This window comes from Exiguobacterium sp. s34, assembly GCF_018617435.1.
Classification (GTDB): Bacteria; Bacillota; Bacilli; order Exiguobacteriales; family Exiguobacteriaceae; genus Exiguobacterium; species Exiguobacterium aestuarii.
Genome location: NZ_JACSKE010000002.1, coordinates 403,844 through 423,204 on the forward strand (window position 1 = coordinate 403,844; position 19,361 = coordinate 423,204).

At 49.1% G+C, this 19,361-nt stretch carries 16 protein-coding genes; 4 read left to right on the plus strand and 12 right to left on the minus strand.

Annotation, left to right across the window (positions count from 1 at the left end; genetic code table 11):
- Window positions 1-83 precede the first annotated feature (83 nt).
- The 9 genes from KNO87_RS05710 to KNO87_RS05750 all read right to left on the minus strand — a co-directional run bounded on the left by KNO87_RS05710 (window position 84) and on the right by KNO87_RS05750 (window position 9,260).
- Window positions 84-791, minus strand: coding sequence for a hypothetical protein (locus KNO87_RS05710; protein ID WP_214794316.1), 708 nt, complete (start codon window positions 789-791; stop codon window positions 84-86).
- Window positions 788-2,353 (minus strand): pilus assembly protein PilM, encoded by a 1,566-nt coding sequence (gene pilM / locus KNO87_RS05715; protein WP_214794318.1) that lies wholly within the window; start codon window positions 2,351-2,353, stop codon window positions 788-790. Before pilM ends, KNO87_RS05710 begins: the two co-directional genes overlap by 4 nt.
- 13 nt (window positions 2,354-2,366) lie before the next feature.
- Window positions 2,367-3,119 carry a prepilin peptidase gene (locus KNO87_RS05720; RefSeq protein ID WP_214794320.1) on the minus strand — a complete coding sequence of 251 codons (753 nt, stop codon included), beginning with the start codon at window positions 3,117-3,119 and terminating at the stop codon, window positions 2,367-2,369.
- Window positions 3,120-3,210: 91 nt separating this feature from the next.
- Window positions 3,211-3,699 (minus strand): prepilin-type N-terminal cleavage/methylation domain-containing protein, encoded by a 489-nt coding sequence (locus KNO87_RS05725; RefSeq protein WP_214794322.1) that lies wholly within the window; start codon window positions 3,697-3,699, stop codon window positions 3,211-3,213.
- A gap of 142 nt (window positions 3,700-3,841) precedes the next feature.
- The gene (locus KNO87_RS05730) at window positions 3,842-5,059 is read right to left on the minus strand and encodes a type II secretion system F family protein (RefSeq protein ID WP_214794324.1); all 1,218 of its coding nucleotides are present in this window, start codon (window positions 5,057-5,059) and stop codon (window positions 3,842-3,844) included.
- Between the two features lie 6 nt (window positions 5,060-5,065).
- Window positions 5,066-6,103 (minus strand): type IV pilus twitching motility protein PilT, encoded by a 1,038-nt coding sequence (locus tag KNO87_RS05735; protein WP_214794326.1) that lies wholly within the window; start codon window positions 6,101-6,103, stop codon window positions 5,066-5,068.
- Window positions 6,096-7,766, minus strand: coding sequence for a GspE/PulE family protein (locus KNO87_RS05740; protein ID WP_214794328.1), 1,671 nt, complete (start codon window positions 7,764-7,766; stop codon window positions 6,096-6,098). The genes KNO87_RS05735 and KNO87_RS05740 overlap by 8 nt, the downstream gene beginning before the upstream one ends.
- Window position 7,767: 1 nt before the next feature.
- On the minus strand, window positions 7,768-8,052 hold the full coding sequence (locus KNO87_RS05745) for a hypothetical protein (protein ID WP_214794330.1): 285 nt from the start codon (window positions 8,050-8,052) through the stop codon (window positions 7,768-7,770).
- Window positions 8,049-9,260, minus strand: a complete 1,212-nt coding sequence (locus tag KNO87_RS05750) for a G5 domain-containing protein (protein WP_214794333.1) — start codon at window positions 9,258-9,260, stop codon at window positions 8,049-8,051. Before KNO87_RS05750 ends, KNO87_RS05745 begins: the two co-directional genes overlap by 4 nt.
- Window positions 9,261-9,418: 158 nt before the next feature.
- Between KNO87_RS05750 and KNO87_RS05755 the strand changes: the two genes are divergently transcribed.
- Genes KNO87_RS05755 through KNO87_RS05765 form a run of 3 tightly spaced genes read left to right on the plus strand, consistent with a single transcriptional unit; the run spans window position 9,419 to window position 12,052 of the window.
- Entirely contained in the window at window positions 9,419-9,874 is a 456-nt protein-coding gene (locus KNO87_RS05755; protein ID WP_214760535.1) for a prepilin-type N-terminal cleavage/methylation domain-containing protein, read from the plus strand.
- The gene (locus KNO87_RS05760; RefSeq protein ID WP_214794335.1) at window positions 9,822-10,385 is read left to right on the plus strand and encodes a prepilin-type N-terminal cleavage/methylation domain-containing protein; all 564 of its coding nucleotides are present in this window, start codon (window positions 9,822-9,824) and stop codon (window positions 10,383-10,385) included. The genes KNO87_RS05755 and KNO87_RS05760 overlap by 53 nt, the downstream gene beginning before the upstream one ends.
- A gap of 17 nt (window positions 10,386-10,402) precedes the next feature.
- Entirely contained in the window at window positions 10,403-12,052 is a 1,650-nt protein-coding gene (locus KNO87_RS05765; protein WP_214794337.1) for a hypothetical protein, read from the plus strand.
- Window positions 12,053-12,098: 46 nt separating this feature from the next.
- Here KNO87_RS05765 and KNO87_RS05770 read toward each other — a convergent pair whose 3' ends face one another.
- The 3 genes from KNO87_RS05770 to KNO87_RS05780 form a co-directional block, all read right to left on the minus strand.
- The gene (locus tag KNO87_RS05770) at window positions 12,099-12,743 is read right to left on the minus strand and encodes a hypothetical protein (protein ID WP_214794339.1); all 645 of its coding nucleotides are present in this window, start codon (window positions 12,741-12,743) and stop codon (window positions 12,099-12,101) included.
- A gap of 22 nt (window positions 12,744-12,765) precedes the next feature.
- Window positions 12,766-16,500, minus strand: coding sequence for a DUF5057 domain-containing protein (locus KNO87_RS05775; RefSeq protein ID WP_251126753.1), 3,735 nt, complete (start codon window positions 16,498-16,500; stop codon window positions 12,766-12,768).
- A 92-nt stretch (window positions 16,501-16,592) separates the two neighbouring features.
- A complete protein-coding gene (locus tag KNO87_RS05780; RefSeq protein ID WP_214794341.1) occupies window positions 16,593-17,795 on the minus strand; it encodes a bifunctional folylpolyglutamate synthase/dihydrofolate synthase in 1,203 nt (400 codons plus the stop codon).
- A 109-nt stretch (window positions 17,796-17,904) separates the two neighbouring features.
- Between KNO87_RS05780 and KNO87_RS05785 the strand changes: the two genes are divergently transcribed.
- Entirely contained in the window at window positions 17,905-19,341 is a 1,437-nt protein-coding gene (locus KNO87_RS05785) for a protein adenylyltransferase SelO (RefSeq protein ID WP_214794343.1), read from the plus strand.
- Window positions 19,342-19,361 lie beyond the last annotated feature (20 nt).

Below are 19,361 nucleotides of genomic sequence, written 5' to 3' on the forward strand. Positions count from 1 at the left end.
TTGATTGTAGGCAACACGCGTCATAAACACAATCACTCGGGTCGAAAAAAACGCCCCTTCATTTTGTGAAGGGACGTGTCGACTCATGGCGTCGTGTAATCATAGACCGGGATATCCTTTTGCTCGAACGCCGGTTCTGGGATGTAGCGATCTGGAACGAGCTGATCGAGGTCCGGGCGATAGAAAGCATCCAGCTCGACCGTAAAATCAAGCGCCTGTACTTCTTCGACCGTATTCGGTCCCGTCTCGGCAGGTCCTGTGAACTGGACCGTTCGCAACACATGGATGCGGTTCATCGACTCGATTGATTCTAAGAACGAGACGAGGGCATCGTACGTCTCGGCCTGAAGGGTCACGGTTGAACGAACGGTCGAAGCATTGACCGGTGCAACGTCTGTCGGTTCAGCCGGTTCGTTCGTCTCACTGACGTCAGCCGGATTGAACGGTTCGACCGTCTCGGGTACTTCCGACTCAGCCACCAAACCGTCCGCGAAGGCGATGCTTGTCACATCAACACCAGCGAGCAGGCTCGCCTGAGACAACGCCTCGACGACCGTGTCGAGTGCAGGGGCTGTCGGAACGCGTGTCTGGAGCGTTTGTGAGTCCGCTACATCGACGGCTTTGCCTTCCTGACGCAACAGTTCAAGTTTCGTCCGTTCAAGCGAGAGGTCGCGTTCAAGCGCCTCGACCACTCCTTGTTTGATGAAATACGTATATCCGAAGTAAGCCGGTGCTACGATGGCTATGAGGAGGCAAATCGCAAATAACGCATAAATTGTAGAACGTTTCATTGACTCACCACCTCCGCATCTGCTTCCTCTTCTTCAGTCAATTCTTCCTCCACGTCTTGGAACATGAACGTGAACTCTCCAATATAACGTGGAAGTGGATCTTCTTCGAATGAGTTCTCCTCTTCCTCTTCTGCCGCCTTCAATTCGGTCGTCACGCCGAGGAGCTTCACGTCAAGGAAGCGTTCATCGGTCATGAGCGAACGTTGGAAGGCATTCAAATCCTCAAGCGTCTCAAACTGAGTCCGCACGCTCATAATCGAGCCGTCCGCGTAGTTGTACGTCAAGACGTAACCTGTCGGGGGCAATTGTTCGGTCAACGCCCGTAGTGCCGGTACCGCATCTTTTTCCATATCCGTCAACGCCGTCACAGTCTGGTCGAGTGCGAGCACTTGTTGCGCTTTCGAGTTCACCTGCTCCGTTTGATAGATCTCGACAAGTTGGAGCTCCTCTTCAATACGTGCTTGTTCCGCTTCCAATTGCCCAACCTCATAGTACAGATAACCGGCCGCCCCTCCACCGAGGAGTAATGCGACGAGCCCGGTCACGATCGGCCAGCGGAGCGTCACATCGGTCGAGTTGATGAAGTTCGTATCCTGATCACGTTGCAGGGTCGCCATCCCGAGTAGTGGGAGCATTTGATGCGAGAGCGGCGTCCCGTGCGCAATCGCGAGCGGTTGTTCGACCCGTGTCACGGGAACAAGAGATTCAGTTTGAATCATGCGGACCAAGTCGTCCACTTCAGGTACCGTACCCGAGACGTACAAGTGGTCGATGGCACGACCATCCGTACGTAGCGAATAACGATAGAAATCAAGGAAACGGGCGAGTTCGTTCAACCAGTCGTCCATCTGGTTCGCTTTCATCTCATCTGTCCCATTGTATGTATATGTCACGACGCCATCTTTCGTCCCAACTTGGTACGGGAGGTCTGACTCGATGGAACGAATGAAGCGAATCTGCCCCTCTTCAAGTACGAGCAATTGATGCGAGAACGGGGTCACATGCCAAATCAGTGTCGACTGAAGTGAATCGATCTCCGATAAACGCATGACACCATTCGCGACCGCGACCGAGCGTGGCGTAATCTTCTTCAAAGCGAGACCACGTTTTTTCATGTACGAGCGGAGCGACTTCGTCAGCTCAATCGATACGGCATGAAGCATAACGTCCGTCTTGACCCCGTCTTCACCTAACACTTCATAATCGAACGACACATCATCGAACGGCAAGATGATGGAACTACCGATTTCCATGAACAAGTACCCACGAATTTCGTCTTTCGGAATCGTAGAAGGAATCTCGACTTTCCGTGACAACACTTCGGTCTCGTCCAATGCGACCGCACACGTCATGCCACGTCGGACTTTCAACTTACGACAAAGTTCGTCGAAGGCGAGACTGAACGCGGTCTCGTCGAGGATTTTTCCTTCTCCATACGCATCTTTCGCCAACTGAACCGAGGCGCTTCGCTTGAACACACCTTGCTTGATGACGGCACCGTGGATGCTGAGTGCATCAAACGAAAAATAGGTGACCGTCCCTTTCTCTATCCCACGACTCATGATCGTTTTCCCCCTACATCAACTCAAAATACCAATCAAAAAAGCTTTCACTAAACCAAAACGTCAACATCGTCCCGAGCGCGATTGATGGCACGAACGGAATCGGTTGTTTTCGTCCAATTTTCTTTGAGGCGATCAAGGTCACTCCGACAACCGCTCCAATCAAACTCGACAAGAACAAAGCGACGAGTACATCACGAGGACCGAGCACGAGACCGATCATAGTAAACAATTTGACGTCCCCTGCCCCAAGTCCCCCTTTCGAGACGAAAAAGACGGTCGCTAAAAGAGAAAATCCAAGAAATGCCCCAGCAAGCGGTGACCACCACGTGGCCCCTGCCACATAGGTAAGAACGAGTAAGATCGGTGCTGTGATACGCAAGATGACGTTCGGTACGAGCATCGTCGATAAATCAGATACGGCGAGCGCCAACAACGTCGATAAGAAGGCGAACGCGAGAAGCGTCGTCACACTAAATCCGTAAAGTGTATAGCTATAGCCATATCCGATGGCTCCGAGCAATTCGAAAATCGGATACGTCGGCGCGATCCGCTCGCCACACCCACGGCATCTCCCTCTGAGAGCGAGATAGCCGAGAATCGGGATGAGTTCCCACGGTGACAATTCGTGACCGCAAGACGGACAATGTGAGCGCGGTGTCACGATAGATTGTTGACGTGGCACGCGGAGCCCGACGACGTTCGTGAACGACGTGATAACCGCCCCGAGGACGATGCTATATAAGAATCCAATCAATTCAATCAAGGGAGGATCCTCCTTTTGTCAGTATATGCCAAAAACAGAAAACCGGCTAGGCTGAGCGAGTGCCCAGCGCCAGCCGGAGATTGATTTATTATTAATTCACTAAATCTTTAACTGAATCTTTATTTAAACCACTACTAGCAACTGTACCATCAACCGTAGCAGCAGTTCCGATGTCTTTCGCGCCATCAAGCCATACTTTGTATGTATATTTGTTGTCAGCACCTTTTGTGACATAAACTACCCCATTATTATAAGTCGAGCCAAATGGATCTTTCATTGTGTCAATCATATTTACTCCGTTAGCTTCTGAGTCTGCCTTAGTACCAACAAAACGAATTACTGTACCATTACCTACTTCATTCGAAGCGACATACAATTTCGCCGCACTGACCATCTGCTTCGCATCAGCAACCATTGCATCCTTCTTCGAGTTCTCAATAATCCCACCAATTGCAACAACCGCGATGGCTGCGATAATTCCTAAAATAACAACGACGACGAGTAGCTCGACGAGTGTAAGTCCACGCTCATCTTTTAATTGTTTGGCATCTTGCCAAATCATTTTCAACTTCTCTACCATGATTCATTCTCCCCTTTTGTGTGTTGTGCTGCATGTAAGCTAGATTTATTACAAAATACCTAAACTAGAAGTAGAACAATTTTACTATACCTTCTAAATATAGTATTGAAAAGGTATATTTTCAAAACTCTGCATATTCCGTTTACTGATTTTGAATATCGCCATAGATTTGGAACATCGGAACGACAATTGAGATGACAATCACCCCGACGATACTCGCTAAGACAACGATGAGAAGTGGCTCGATAATCGACTTGAGTCGGTCCGTCGTCGTCTCGACTTCTGTCTCATAGAACTCGGCGACTTCGTTTAACATCGAATCTAAATCCCCACTTTCTTCTCCGACCGCAATCATTTGCGTCATGAGCGGCGGGAAGTTCGAGTTGCGCATGAGTGGCTCGTGGAGCGGGATCCCTTGTGCCATCATTTCTCGCGCTTCCGTCAATCCGTTTCGGATGACGCGGTTCGACACGATGCGTTCCGTGATCTCGATGGCCGTTAAAATCGGAACCGCTGCCTGTAACAGGACGGCCAAGCTTCGCGTCAGTAGCGCGATTTGTGACTTCGTCACGATTGGTCCGAAAATCGGCATCTTGAGCAGCAAGCGATCGATGACAAATCGTTCTCGGTCCCGCTTCAGCATCCACGTGAACACAAACACCCCGAGTATGGCGATGGTGAGTAAGAGCCACCAGAACGCCGCGATAAAGTCTGAAACGGCGACAACGATTCTCGTGATGAGCGGAAGCTCACCACCGAGTTGACCGAAGATGCTCGCGAACGTCGGAACGACGTTCACCATCAAGAAAGCGACAACGCCGATGGCGACAATCGAGACGACCAACGGATACGTCAGAGCGGAGATGACTTTCCGCTTCACATCATACTGTTTCTGGAGTTGGAGCCCAATCTGGTCGAGCGCCTCCTCCAAGTTACCGCTCGTCTCCCCGGCAAGTGCCATCGAACTGAAGAAGTTCGAAAAGACGCGTGGATGCTTCTTAATCGCTTCAGAATAAGCGATCCCTTCCTTTAAGTCGTCCTCGACTTGACTGAGTGTCTTCTTCAATACTTTCGACTCGGTCTGTACCCGCAAGATGGATGTCGCGCGGACGATTGGCACCCCCGCCCGGATGAGCGTCGCGAACTGTCTGACATACATGATTAGATGTTCGATTTTGACGCGTTCCGGTAGGATATTGACCTCTTTGTTTAAGCCGGTCGACTCGAGTTCGGACAAGTCTGTCACGAGAATCGATTCTTGGCGTAACTTATCTTTCGCCTCCCGAAGCGAGACGGCCGTGATGCGACCTTTCTTACGCTTACCGTTCAGAAGCTTTCCTTCATACTGAAATATCGCCATCACTCATCACCTCATCTCTTCTGTCGGGACGGCGTTCGGATTGATGATCCCTTGCCGAACGAGCTGTTCGATCGCGGCATCCATCGACTGCATGCCATGCTGTCGACTCGTCTGGATGACGGTCGGAAGCTGGAACTCTTTTTCATTTCGGATCAAGTTGGCGACAGCCGGGTTCCCTAACATAATCTCCATGGCAGCGACACGACCTTTCGGCACATCGATCCGTGGGAACAATCGTTGACTGACGACGCCAATCAATACGTTCGCAAGTTGCGTCCGAATTTGGTCTTGCTGCTCCGCCGGAAACGCATCGATGATCCGGCTCACGGTCGACATCGCACTCGACGTGTGGAGCGTCGCCATGACGAGGTGCCCCGTCTCGGCTGCTGTCATCGCCGTCGAAATCGTTTCCAAGTCACGCATCTCCCCGAGCAAAATGACGTCCGGATCTTGTCGTAAAGCGGCTCTTAGACCGCTCACGAACTTCATGACGTCCGAACCAATTTCGCGTTGGTCGACGATGCTTTGATCATGTGAATGCAAATACTCGATCGGATCTTCTAACGTGATGATCCGCTTTCGTTGCGTCCGATTGATCTCATGAATCATCGCCGCAAGTGTCGTCGATTTCCCAGAACCGGTCGGCCCTGTCACGAGGATGAGACCATGTGGCTTCTCAATCAATCGCTTCAACACCGTCGGCAAGTTGAGTTCATTTAATGTCGGGATTTCCCCGGAAATCGAACGGAATGCAATCGCAATCGTTCCCCTTTGATAGTAGGCGTTGACACGGAAGCGTGAGACACGCGGCACCCCGAACGAGAAGTCGAGATCACGCTCATGTTCGAGACGTTCACGCATATCATCCGTCATAATTTCTTTTAAAAACCCTTCAAGATGATGAGGTAGCACTTTCTCCTCGCCCATCGTGATCAGACTCCCATCTACCCGAATGATCGGTGGAGAACCCGCCGTCAAATGAATGTCTGAGGCGCGTCGCTCGACCGCATTCGTCAAGATGACTTCAATCGATTGATTAATCATAAGCACTCTCCGTAATGACCGTTCGTAATATTTCTTCCGTCGTCGTCAACCCGGCTGCGACTTTTTCTAATCCGTCAGCCAGTAAGAACGTCGCGCCTTGCGACTTCGCATATTCCACCATCTCAGACTCGGTCGCCTGGTTCATGATCATCCGTCGTAACCCTTCGTTGATTGGAATCACTTCATGAATGGCGAGACGCCCACGATATCCTGTCGAGTTGCACGAGGCGCATCCTTTCCCGCGAACAATTCGGTCAATGTGAATGCCTTCTGCCTCGAAGAGACGTTGCTCACTTTTCGAGACCGGTTCTGCCTGACCACAGTCACGACAGACGCGTCGTACGAGACGCTGCGCGACGAGTCCGGTCGTCGAAGCAGCGACGAGGAACGGTTCAACTCCCATGTCGACGAGACGGGTGATCGAACTAATGGCCGAGTTTGTATGTAGTGTCGATAGGACGAGGTGTCCCGTAAGTGAGGCTCGAATGGCAATCTCGGCTGTTTCGGTGTCTCGAATCTCCCCGACCATGACGATGTTCGGGTCTTGTCGTAAGATCGAACGAAGACCGGATGCAAACGTCAAGCCGACTTTCGAGTTGACCTGAACTTGGTTGATGCCATCTAGCTGATACTCGACCGGATCTTCTACCGTGATGATGTTTTTCGTCTCGTCATTCAACTCTACTAGTGAGGCATAGAGAGTCGACGACTTCCCTGAACCGGTCGGACCGGTGATGAGAATAATGCCGTTTGGACGTTTGAGCATCTCGCGATATGCTTGCTCGTTACGTTCCCCGAACCCTAGTTTCGTCAAATCCGTAAGTCCTTGCGACGAGTCGAGCACTCGAATTACAATCTTCTCCCCGTACATCGTCGGAAGCGTCGACACACGGAAGTCATAGGCGCGATTGCGTAACGTATATTTGATTCGTCCGTCTTGCGGTAAGCGACTTTCCGTGATGTCGAGGTTACTCATCACTTTAAGGCGCGTCAGCATGACACTTTGAATTTTCTTCGGATAAATCGTTTCCGTACGCAAATCTCCATCAATCCGAAAGCGGACATGAAGTTGTTTCTCGTGCGGGTCGAAATGGATATCTGATGCTCGTTGATCGATTGCGCTTAAAAAGATTTGGTTCACGAGGCGAATGATTGGGGCATCGTCCCGATTCATCGTTTCTTGTCGATCCATCTCCGGTGCATCTTCTTTTAAAATCTCGACGAGTGAATGATCCATCTCATAATAACGACTGATTGTCTTTCGAATTTGTTCACGTGTCGAAATGCCAATCTCGATATTCATCCCAGTCTGCAAACGGACGTCATCGATCGCAATCAAATCGAGTGGGTCGGCTGTCGCAATATGAAGCGTGTTTCCAATCAACTGATACGGCATGACGTCATGTTTTTGCGCCAATGCTTTCGGTACGAGCTTCGTCACCGTCACGTTGATATCCTGAGCATACAGCTCGATAATCGGTACATGTAGTTGTTCATGAATCATCTGAATCAATTGCGTTTCGGTAATGTGATTCAACCGAATAAGTGTATCCCCCAGTTTTTCACCAGGCCGTTTTTGTTCGAGCGCCTCATCGAGCTGACTCGTCGTAATGAGTCCCGCCTCGATGAGCATCTCGCCGAGTCTTCGTTTCGTTCGTCTCACGTTACTTCACCATCCTTTGAGGAGCCTCCTCTTGCTCGACTTCCCTCTCTTCGACGAAAGTACTAGCGGTCACTCCACCAATCAATATGACAACGAGTATGAACCACGCCCACCAGGCTTGAGTCAATGACTCCGTCACCATATAGTAAATCCCTGCCGAAAGAAGTGCCGTCCATAAACTGATGAGCAGTTTCGTTTCACGCTTTTTCATCGATGGGACAGACAAGGCGAACAACGTCAATGTGGCCAATACCCAAAAGCCAAGTAAAATCATATAACCAATCATCCGACTGCCTCCTGATCTGCAGGGTCTTCTTCAAATACGGGTGGTTCTTCAAAGTTGTCATCTACTTCATCGTCAAAAATCGGGTCTTCTTCCACCTCTTCATCTGGGAATGTTGGAATGATCGGTTCGACCGGTTCAGGTGGCGGAAGTGGTACCGAGCTCTTCGTCACGATTTCCGGTGTCGGTGCATAAAAATCAAATCCGAGCAATTCCATCATTTCTCCTTCTTCGGTCACTTTGACACGGTACAACTTGCCTGACTGGCCACTTTGCCCGGATTGTGTGACAGAGGAGCTGCCTGATGGTAGTGACGAAGAGAAACGGACGACTTTTTGATAAGGAACCGAAGTCACTTCTTCCACACGTGCCTCGTAAGCCGATTCAAATGGTTGACCTAATAATTGGACGGTCACCGCATTCCCTTCATTCAAAACGAGAATGGCGTATGACGACTCCTCACGGTTTTGGACCGCAAAGTTCGAGCGGGCGTCCACTTTCGTGTCATATCCGAGTTCGACACCAGACGGGAGCGTCTCATGCGGCACACGTTCAAGAATAGCGAACGGCGTGGCAGCGAACATGCGATAAAACGAAGAGCCGAGCGTCGTGAGCGCCTCAAAGTCTTCCCCGAACGATTTGAGGCTAAAGATCTCACCTGCTGCCATCTCGAATCCGTTCATTCGATCGAGCGTGGACTGCATCGCCGGAGTCGGGCTCACGGTAAATGAAGCAACGACTTCACTCTCTGCCGCGACTTGTTCCAATGCGACCGTTGACTCAAGCATCGATGCCGCTTCCATCAATGCCGGGGCAATCATCGTCATCGTTACAGGTTGACCATCGAGATATGGTTCGACTTTTGACTCATCGATTGCGGTCAACAGTGGGTATTCACCCTCATCCGTGATGGAATCGAGCGTGTTCGGTACGTCAAACGTCACGACTTCTTTTCCGATCTCAATGGCGGTGCCGTCCATAAGATTGACCGAAAACGGCATCGTGTTGAAATCTTTGATGGCGTTATCGAGACGAACGTCAGCCTCTTCCTTCGTCATTCCCGAAACATCGACGCCCGCGACTGTTGTTTCTGTATATGTAGTACTTGACTCGGCGGACGCATCTAAGTAATTGACGAGTCCGATGGTCGGCAACGTCACGAGTGCGACGAGTCCGATCAGAATGAAAAGATGCATCCCATACCGCTTCATTTAAAAATCCCCCTATGTCTTATATGTCCACTATTCTTTGTATCCGTTCAGTGTGTAACTTTAGTATAATATGTATTGTACAAAAAATAACAATTTATTCATTATTCCATACGTTATTTACCGATTGTTTTACTTTTTTTGAATAGGAGGTCAACGTTTTGTCGCATAACGAAAAAGGTTTTACGCTCGTCGAAGTACTCGTCTCCATCGTCGTTCTCTCGATTGTCTCATTTTCCCTACTTACCATTTTCACTCAAAGTCTGAAGACGACCCACGACAGTCTCAATCAGACGATTGCCAACCAAGTGGCTCAAAACACCTTACATACATTGAACCGTAGGGCCGCAACGATCGAGCAACCGCTCGAATTACGTCAATTGCTGAATCGGGACGGGATCAGTTCGACATGCGATTTTTGTGAAGACACACGGATTCATGGGGATACGTACGTCGCAGCGATTCAATCGTTGTCTACCGTACCCGGGCACACAATCGAGGTCGAAATCTCGGTGACGACCGACCGGCTTCAAACGCCTGTCACCTTGAAAGGAGTCATATCGAATGCGACATTACGCGAACCGTTCCCTGAGACGGCTGTACCGACAACTGACTGATCAAACAAAACGTGAAGACGGCTTCACGCTCGTTGAGTTACTCGTCACGGTCGTCGTCGCATCGATTTTAAGCGGGGTCATCATCACGGCCTTCATTACAGGAACGCTCGGCTTTCAGATGACGAACGAAACGAGTGAACTTCGGAGTGAGGCGGATTATTTGGTCGCATCGGTCCTCTCTGACGTGAACCGAACTGAATTTGACGCGGTGACGGAAGTCGATGGGACATTCCAATTTTATCGTTTGTCCACGCCAGGCATCTCCGATGCCGGAATGATTTACCGAGAGGCTGGATACGTCCCGAGCGAGTTGGTGCTGTCACCCGATTCATTCACTCCGTCTAATCCCCAAATCATTGTGGAACGGATGACCATTGAATTGAAGGACCCTATCTTTGACCCAAGACGCCCGACATATATGACTGGAGGATTGATTGAAATCGAGATGGACTTGAGTCAGACGAATGACCCAGATTCGGTGACCACGTTCGAAAGTTCGATCCCATTTTAAGAAAAGGAGGTATCTTGATGCGAAAATGTGAAGACGGTTACGTCCTCGTGCTTGTGCTCGTAACGATGGCAGCTCTAGCTGTTCTGTCACTAGCTGCCATGCAAGTCAACTTGGCGACAAACAAACTGACGGTCATCCGAACGGAAGACACACAATTGAATGAAGATGCGAAAAGTGCACTTCGACTCATTGCCGATGAGATTCGGACTCAATTCCCGCTTCATGGCGATATGGAGGTCCCAGCTCATATGGAGTCCGAAACAGCTTTTAATAGCAAAGTGCAATCTCTCATTGTCGACGATAAACCATTCACCGCATTGACGACAGATAGTGAAGTTCGCTACTCGATCGAACTGAAGCGAGATGCAACCGATACTGCGGTACAGACGGCACCATTCACCACCATCTTGCAAGTGAACGTCACGGCGTCTCGACAAGTGAATCCGGAACAGCCTGAGCTTTCGGTCGAATATACACAAGACCTGTATTTGACGGCACTCCCGTCCTTCCTATACTACGTCCTCGGGTCTGACGAACAGTTAGACGTGAACGGTATGCCGACGATTCAAGGAAATATCTATTCAGGTGGTCCCCTCGCTTTCATGCGTCAAGCGAACTTCCAATTGGATGGTGTGGCGAAGCAGATTGAAAATGTCGATTCCAGTCGCCTTCACTTGAATGGCCGAATCGATTTAGTCGAATTGAGCGATTGCTTGAGTTGCCAGCAAGAGAACTACTTCACGGTAGGTACGGAACAAGCTGGCGAAAAGGCGGACGCCGGGGTATCCCCGAGTCGTTTCTCTCTATTCCAATACGACTACTCGATCATCGAATTTTTAAATCGACGACTCGACACACCGCTCGCCTACACCAACAATGTCGACTCAAAAATCTTTGGAGAAGGTCTGATTCGCTCGACCAATCAAGTATTCGAACTCGAAAAGGTTTTATCGGAAGATGGGACCTCGATTATCGAACGCCCGACTTCGTATTTACGGGCGGATGCTTATAACGCACTCACTGACCCGACCATCGTGACATTACCAGATGCCATTTCGGATCGTGCTATGTATGTCACGGAATCCATCACCGAGTCGAATGCCCCTCTTCTTTTCGAGGGGGATGTCGTCATTGAATCACTTGAGAAGTTGACGATTGCACGGCCACTGATTGTACGTGGTGACTTGACCATTAAAGGAGACGTCTCCTTCAGTTCGACGGTCTACACGCTCGGCGATACGTTCATCGACCGTGCCAATATTCTTCCGATTGATGCAGACAAAGGGAACTCGCTCATTCTCTTATCTAAAGGGAAAATCCTGTTGAACCGAATCAACGAGTTTGACGACACACCGACGACGCTCCAGGCATTCATGTATAGTGACTCGAACGAACCGACCTATGTGTATGCGGTCGGATCCATTCTCGAGGTCAACGGAGGTCTGTACAGTAAAGGTCCACTCGAAGTGAACGTCTTCCGCGGGACGTTTAACGGAGGGGAAGGCGTAAGCCCAGCTGAGAACTTCGATCGTCAAGTTCCGGCTCACGAGGCCGAAAAGTCTCGCTTAAAACTGACGTATAACGATTCCGTGTTTAATCAACTCGAAACATTACCGATCACGAATCAGCTGCAATTCTTCGTCAGTCACCCCGTTCAATTGAAATGAATTCAAAAAATCGGCTTCCTCTCTGGTTGAGAAGAAGCCGATTTTTTTAGTTCCTCATCTTTAGAATGAGGTCCGAGTTGTAGTCTTTGGCCGTCTGTTCCATTTTCTTCGTCCATTGCGCGCCGTTGTCGAGAAGCAGCTGCGTCAACTCGACCTGATTATGACGGACCGGCTGCAATAACACCGATTCGGTATCTTGAATCGTATAGCCTTGCCCGAGGAGTTCTTTGACCGCATCGAGGTTCAACGAGTCGACCGCAATCCCAAGAAGTCGTTCGTCTTCAACGTAACGCATCGCCAGCTTCCATTGATCCGGACTGCCGTTCGCACTGAACAATGGTGCGATGACGGGCATCCCTTCCACTTCTTCGAATGGGTCAAGTCCTTGCTCGAAGTATGCTTCAATTACGTCTAGGGGTGCAATCGTCACTGCTGTGGCGAATTGATCAGCTGTCGGGACAACTTTTTGATTTTCTAAAACAAATCGGACGGCCTCCCATTCCTCTCTTGCCTGTAAATCTGTCAATTCTTCCTCTGTCATCGAAGAGCGTTGACTCACTTCTTTTACTAAATTCTCACCGGATAACTGCGAGAGCTCGGCTTGAGATTGACTCCAGTACAGGAACCATCCCAATCCGATGAGGAGAATCAATCCGGTGATGCCAATCATCATTCGCTTGCGATTCATCATTCGCCAACTTTCTGCCATTCACTTAATAACGGTCATCATCCTGTCCTGAGGCATTCGTTTGGATGATACGTACATAAAACGTGTCCTTCACGGCTTCAAACGGTTTTCCAGTCGGAAGCGTCGTGTAGACTTCCACTTTCGCCACACCCGGCTTCACTGGAATCAACTCTTTTCCTGATCCACTCACTTGAACATATTCTTCGCCGGATACAATCTCCATGCGATAGTCACGCCAAGTCGAAGTCGTAGGCCAGTACTCAAGGAGCGGTGGTCGTGGTGCCGTCCCTTCCCCAATATTGATCGTCATATCTTTTGACATCAATTGGTTCGGGTATTCGTTGACGCGGACAACCGATGTGTTAGAACGAATGTTTCGTAACGCATTGTCATCGAATGTCGTCTGAATCGGAATGTCTGTCACGACACCATTATTTCCGTAGCCATGGTTGGCACGTAATTCATATCCTGTCGCACTTTGTGTCACCGTCAGAGCGGTTGGGATGGACCCGATTCGTTCAAACGGAATGGATACGGTTGGTGTTGAGGTCACTAGAATCGAGGCGACTTCATTCACGCGTTTTTCTTCGTTTAAACTATCCCATACCCAAAGGTCGAGTTGGCTCGGCGTTTGAATCAAGGATGGCGCCTTGACTTGGATGGTAAAGACGGTGCTCGGTGTAGCGATATTCAATCCACCGAAGAGGTCACCGACATCCACAGTCGCCTTAAATTGAGTCGTACCCGGTTTCAGTCCGATGATGTTCAAGTTATTTCCAACTTGTTCAAACTTCACACTATCCCCAGATTCGACGACATAGCGAACCGACTTGTATTGGGCCGTTTCGGGCATAACTTTTGGTGTGACGGTAGTCTTTTGACCGACATATAGCTCTGTCGACGGGATAGTGAGTTGCTCAGGCGGACTGATGACATTGACTTTCGACTCTGCTACGACAAGGGGTTTCTTATCGCCCGGATCGATTGTCAAGCGCAGTTTCGCAGTTCCTGTTTTCAAACCGGTCACAATCGCATTATTTCCTTGGGTGACGAGTCTCGCGACACCGTTCGCATCAATGATTTCCCACTTCAAGCTACTCCACTTCGGGTTCGTAAAGGTGTTGCCTTTCGCATCCGTGATGGTCGGACTCACAATCTGCTGTGCCCCGATTTGTAAGGTGACGTCAGGAATTTTCGCTTCGTACGCATACGGCGCCCCGATATTGATCAGCAAGTCTGGGAATGAGGATTGAACCGTCAGTTCTTTATCCCAGTCATTGTGCTTATCTAAAATGTGATCTTGCTTCTTCGAATACTCAATCAACGTCGTTAATTGGTTATCCGCTTTTTTCAATTGGATGAGTGAAGCAGAAGGCTCGATGGCTCGAACGACTACTTCAAACTTCACGGTTCGATTTCCACTATCGTTCGGGAGGAAAATGTTCGTGTTCCCGTTTCTTTCATAGTACAAGTCTGGTTTCAGCTGTAACTTGATTTCATTCGGGTTCGTGACAGGATATTCGTTTCCGTTTGCATCACGAATCGCCACCACTTCGAGTTGGCTTGGTAGTTTTTCTGTGAAGGTCGTTAAATCAACTCGTATAAACTTATCTCCCAACTGATTCGGTAATCGGTCGAAACGTTCCGGATATTGAACCTGATATTGAATTGTCCCCGTTTCATACAAGTTGATGGTCGACGGATTTATCGAACGAGACACTTGAATCAAGTCGGAAACATTCTCCGCACGCTTGACGTTGATAGTGAACGTGTCGATTACCTTCGCATTCCGTTGATCGGACGTCTCGATTTTCACTTCAATCGGTCGGTCTGCGACCACATCCGCTGCCGGAATCGTAAACTCTTTGACTTCATAGTTGCGTAAGCTTTCGAATGTGACCTGCTTCCCATTAAACGTGATTGTTGAATTGAGAAACAAATCTTGGAAGTCATAATCGCTTGGCCGCCACATCAATTTAACGTCTTGTCCAGCAGTCACTTCAACAGTCCCAGCTTTTAAATCAGCAGAGGTATAAAACTGGTTTGAATCACTGACGGACTCGATCACGTTGTAAGGTTTATGATTCGCTCCGATAAAAGCGCGATACATCGTATTGATGAAGATTTTCTTCTCATCTTCTACTGAGAACTTGTTCGTGTGCCCTGCACCGGAGTAGGTAAAGTTGTTTTTTGTATACGTGTAGTAATGGTTGCTTGCATCTCCGTATACACGATTTCCACCAGTTGAATACAGGTTGTACCAAGGCGTCACATCCGGATCGTTCAAATCGAGTGTGAAATATTGGTTATGGGTATTTGAGATATTTTTTACTGCATCATCCAGACGATACGGATAAGATGTAAAAATCCCATCCTGTACCTTGACTGCCTTATTGGTTGTTTCAGGAGCACCAAATCCCATGTTCGTGTACATTTTTTGCCCTGAGATATTCAGTGAAGGGTTGGCATTCACGAATTGACGTTCCCACTCGGAAGTAGGTGAGGATGAACTATTCGTACGGAAAATCGTATCGTGCGTCAACATGACGCCTTGTCCTGTTTCACTGAAACGTTTGACTTTGGCAGTAGCCGCGGCGTTCATACTTCCATAAACGTTGTACGAATCCTGGAACCCAAAAATCAGCATATCGTAGTCGTTTTTGAGTAATGCCTGGTCATAAGTCCCACCCTCAAACTGACTCGTTGTACCGTCCGTTAAATTGAACTCATAATTCCCAGCTGGGTCTACTAACATGTTAGATAAATAGCTTGAAATTCTTCCGTTCGTACCAGACCCAGCTGTGAGCTGCAAAATGTTCGCTTTCACTTTTTCATCGAGGTAGAGAATACTCCCCTTACGGTAGTCTGCTCGACCCGTCAATGAATCCTTGACGACGAGCATCCAGTTTTTCGGTCCGCTAAACGTCGGACGCGATAATGTGAAATTAAGCGTTCCCGATTCTTTCGCCTGTTGCTCAATGACTTTTTCATCCGCATCAAATCGGTCATTGTGATCGTAATCGATATACAATTCTACAAATGCTGAAGAAGTTGGTAGTTGCGATAACGTATAGGCGAAGTTAATCGGATAACGGACGCCATCTTTTATTTGAATCGTCTGATTGCTAATGGACTGATTGTTATACGTCACTTCAGTTGATTTGAATCTCGGGCGAGAAACAGTGAGTTGATTCAACTGCTGTGCCATCTCACGATCGACATTCTGTTGATCATTTTGATTAAAGATTTTCACGTTTGTATAATCATGTTGATAGGATGCCAAACGCTTCAACTGTGCATCACCATTTGCAGCATCTTCATGCATAAAAAGGGGCAAACCAACACGGATAACCGTATTGAAAAGCTCCGTCGCCTTCAGTTCGGTCAAATCATTCAATTGATTCGTCGTGTCATGATTTTTCGAGTTGACAACAAGCGTCCCATTTTTATATTTCTCAGTTAATAGACTACTCCCAATCATGACCGCATCGAATGCACCCGTCATCGGGAAACGGGATGCATTAAATTGTTTAATTGTCATGAACTGCGCATTCACTTTCGCAGCACTTAAATTCAGTGAATCACGATACGTTTTCACAGCGTTATTGTATTCAGTCACTGTAAGTACTTTCGAAGAAGTAAAAGCATCACGTAGAATCAATACGTTTAATATGGGTTGATTGGTCTCCGCAACTGCTCTCTGTGGAATAATGGATATGATTAATACGAGAACCGCTATGTATTGCATGAGTTTACGCAATGTATAGTCCTCCCTATTTTTAGTCTTCACTACTAATTATCCCACCCACTTGAAAAAATATACATCTATTTCTTTGACATCAGGTAAGTGTTTTAACTTAGAAAACGTCTTACTTCACTAATGAAATACAGAGACCCAGTCACAATCAACGTTTCACTCGTCGGTGCTCCCATCCAATCGTTGAGCCACTCTCGCCATTCGACAAAGCGCGCTCCATCTTCTATTAATCGTTCTTTCGTTCTCGCACGTGGAAAGTCGAACGTCGTCTCATATACGTCGCCAATCCTTTGAAGCGCATCAATCATCGTATCGCGGTCTTTGTCTTCTAAAATGGCTGTCAGCACCGTCACGTCTGTCTCGTGTTTGGCTTGCAGAACTAATGCCTCGATGCCTTCCGGATTATGCGCCCCGTCCAAAATCACCCGTGGTCGTTTGGAGACGAGTTCATATCGCCCCGGATGTTGCGCCCGCTCAAGACCCGACCGAATCGCCTCTTCCTTCCAACCGAGATGACGAGCTACCGCGACGGCACATGCCCCGTTATAAGCTTGATGATGACCCGTCAACCCGAGTACGACATGTGGCATTCCCTCATACGTCACGACTGTCTCAGCACCGTCCTCGATCTCTGTCACAAGCGTTCGTACGTCATGAATGGAAGCACCCATGTCGTCTCCTTTTTGTAGCAACAGCTCGACCAAATTCTCCTCACTGATACTATGGAACATCGGCACGTCACGTTTCATGATGCCGAATTTTTCAAGCGCAATCTCTTCCAGCGTATCGCCAAGAATCCCTTGATGGTCATGTCCGATCGATGTCACCACCGTCGCGAGCGGATGTGCCAACACGTTCGTCGAGTCCAGTCGTCCCCCGAGACCGACTTCCCAAATGATCACATCAGGACGTGTGTCATCAAAATAGCACCATGCCATCATCGTCAATAGCTCGAATTCCGTCAACGTCTCCGGCGCCTCGTCCGCACACGCTTTGACTCGGTGCGCAACGTCGACAAGCGCATCTTCGTGAATCGGTTCTCCGTTCAACATGATCCGTTCCTCGAACTGAATAATATAAGGAGACGTGAACGTCCCGACGGATAAACCATTCTCCATCGCCATCGCCCTTAAAAACGCAACGGTCGACCCTTTTCCGTTCGTGCCCGCTACATGAATAGATGGACGTTCTTCTAACCCTAACTGCTCAATCATCCAACTCATCCGCTCAAGACCTGGCTTGATCCCGAAGCGAAGCTGCCCACTCAACCAATCGAATACATCTTGTCTCGTCTTCATCTTCCACTCTCCTACTGTTTACACTTCTATTTCATCTTATCAAAATTCACGACAGCCGTTATGGAAAACAGTCTGTGCTATACTCGAAGCGAAGAAGGAGGCATGCGCCATGACAACTGACTGGAACTTCGAGGCGACGTACCTCGAATTACGTGACATCTTTTACGACCGTGGTCCCATCCATCCGGTCGACAATCCGACACTCGTCTTGTTTAACGATACATTAGCCGCTACACTCGGGCTTGATGCGCAAAGACTCAAACAAGATACCGATTTACTTGCCGGCAATCGTCAAACGGAGATATCGTTCTCTCAAGCATACGCCGGACATCAATTCGGTAATTTGACGATGCTCGGGGACGGTCGTGCCCTCATGCTCGGGGAACACGTGACTCCGAACGGGAAACGTGTCGATGTCCAGCTGAAAGGTTCTGGACCGACGGAATACTCTAGAGGGGGCGACGGTCGGGCCGCACTCGGTCCGATGGTACGAGAGTTTATCATCAGCGAGGCGATGCACGCGCTAGGCATCCCGACGAACCGGGCACTCGCCGTCGTTCAGACGGGAGAAGCGATCATGCGACAAGGTCCAAAGCATGGAGCCATCCTGACCCGGGTCGCCTCGAGTCACCTGCGTGTTGGAACGTTCCAATTTGCGGCTGGCGCTGGTTCAATCGATGACGTCATCGCACTCACGGAATATGCGATCAAACGACATGACCCAGACCTAATCGATGCACCCGATCGCTACGAACAGTTCCTCGGACGCGTCGTCGAAAGACAGGCGAGACTCATCGCCAACTGGCAACTCGTCGGGTTCATTCATGGGGTGATGAATACGGACAATATGTTCATCAGCGGAGAGGGTCTCGATTACGGACCTTGCGCGTTCATGGATACGTATCACCCGGAGACCGTCTTCAGCTCGATTGACCGGGAAGGACGCTACGCTTATGCGAACCAACCGTATATCGGTTCTTGGAATCTCGCCCGACTTGCGGAGACATTGCTGCCGCTTCTTGGTGAGACGAAAGAAGAGGCAGTCGATGTGGCGAACAAGCAACTCACCCGCTATACCGAACTGTATAAAGAGGCATACTTTACCGGTCTTGCACATAAGATCGGGCTCTACGTCCGAAAAGACGGTGACGATGCGCTCGCGGATGAGTTACTCCGTTTGATGATGGAGACGGAGGCCGATTACACGAATACGTTTCGCGCGTTGACGCTCGATGAAATCGAGTCGCTTCCATTCGCTACTCGAGATGATGGGAAGGCATGGCTCGACGCTTGGCGAAAACGCCTGAGCGAGCAAGGTCTTCCGAACGAGGACGTGGGTCGAATCATGCGTCAATATAACCCGTCCGTTATTCCACGTAATCATCATGTTGAGAAAGCAATCCAAGCAGCAGAACGAGGCGACTTCGGCCCGACCGAGGCGCTACTCGAGATTTTGCGTGACCCTTATAACTACGACCAAACGTCTGAGTACGTATCAGCAGGTCCATCGCGGACGTATCCATACCAGACATTTTGTGGCACATGAACCATTTCGCATTCGCGGGA

Excerpts from the sequence above, each read along its gene's own strand:
- KNO87_RS05765 (WP_214794337.1), top strand. The coding sequence starts at position 10,403 with ATGCGAAAATGTGAAGACGGTTACGTCCTCGTGCTTGTGCTCGTAACG.
- KNO87_RS05780 (WP_214794341.1), bottom strand. The coding sequence starts at position 17,795 with ATGAAGACGAGACAAGATGTATTCGATTGGTTGAGTGGGCAGCTTCGC.
- KNO87_RS05760 (WP_214794335.1), top strand. The coding sequence starts at position 9,822 with ATGCGACATTACGCGAACCGTTCCCTGAGACGGCTGTACCGACAACTG.
- pilM (WP_214794318.1), bottom strand. The coding sequence starts at position 2,353 with ATGAGTCGTGGGATAGAGAAAGGGACGGTCACCTATTTTTCGTTTGAT.
- KNO87_RS05710 (WP_214794316.1), bottom strand. The coding sequence starts at position 791 with ATGAAACGTTCTACAATTTATGCGTTATTTGCGATTTGCCTCCTCATA.
- KNO87_RS05750 (WP_214794333.1), bottom strand. The coding sequence starts at position 9,260 with ATGAAGCGGTATGGGATGCATCTTTTCATTCTGATCGGACTCGTCGCA.
- KNO87_RS05730 (WP_214794324.1), bottom strand. The coding sequence starts at position 5,059 with ATGGCGATATTTCAGTATGAAGGAAAGCTTCTGAACGGTAAGCGTAAG.
- KNO87_RS05785 (WP_214794343.1), top strand. The coding sequence starts at position 17,905 with ATGACAACTGACTGGAACTTCGAGGCGACGTACCTCGAATTACGTGAC.
- KNO87_RS05745 (WP_214794330.1), bottom strand. The coding sequence starts at position 8,052 with ATGATTGGTTATATGATTTTACTTGGCTTTTGGGTATTGGCCACATTG.
- KNO87_RS05770 (WP_214794339.1), bottom strand. The coding sequence starts at position 12,743 with ATGATGAATCGCAAGCGAATGATGATTGGCATCACCGGATTGATTCTC.
- KNO87_RS05725 (WP_214794322.1), bottom strand. The coding sequence starts at position 3,699 with ATGGTAGAGAAGTTGAAAATGATTTGGCAAGATGCCAAACAATTAAAA.
- KNO87_RS05735 (WP_214794326.1), bottom strand. The coding sequence starts at position 6,103 with ATGATTAATCAATCGATTGAAGTCATCTTGACGAATGCGGTCGAGCGA.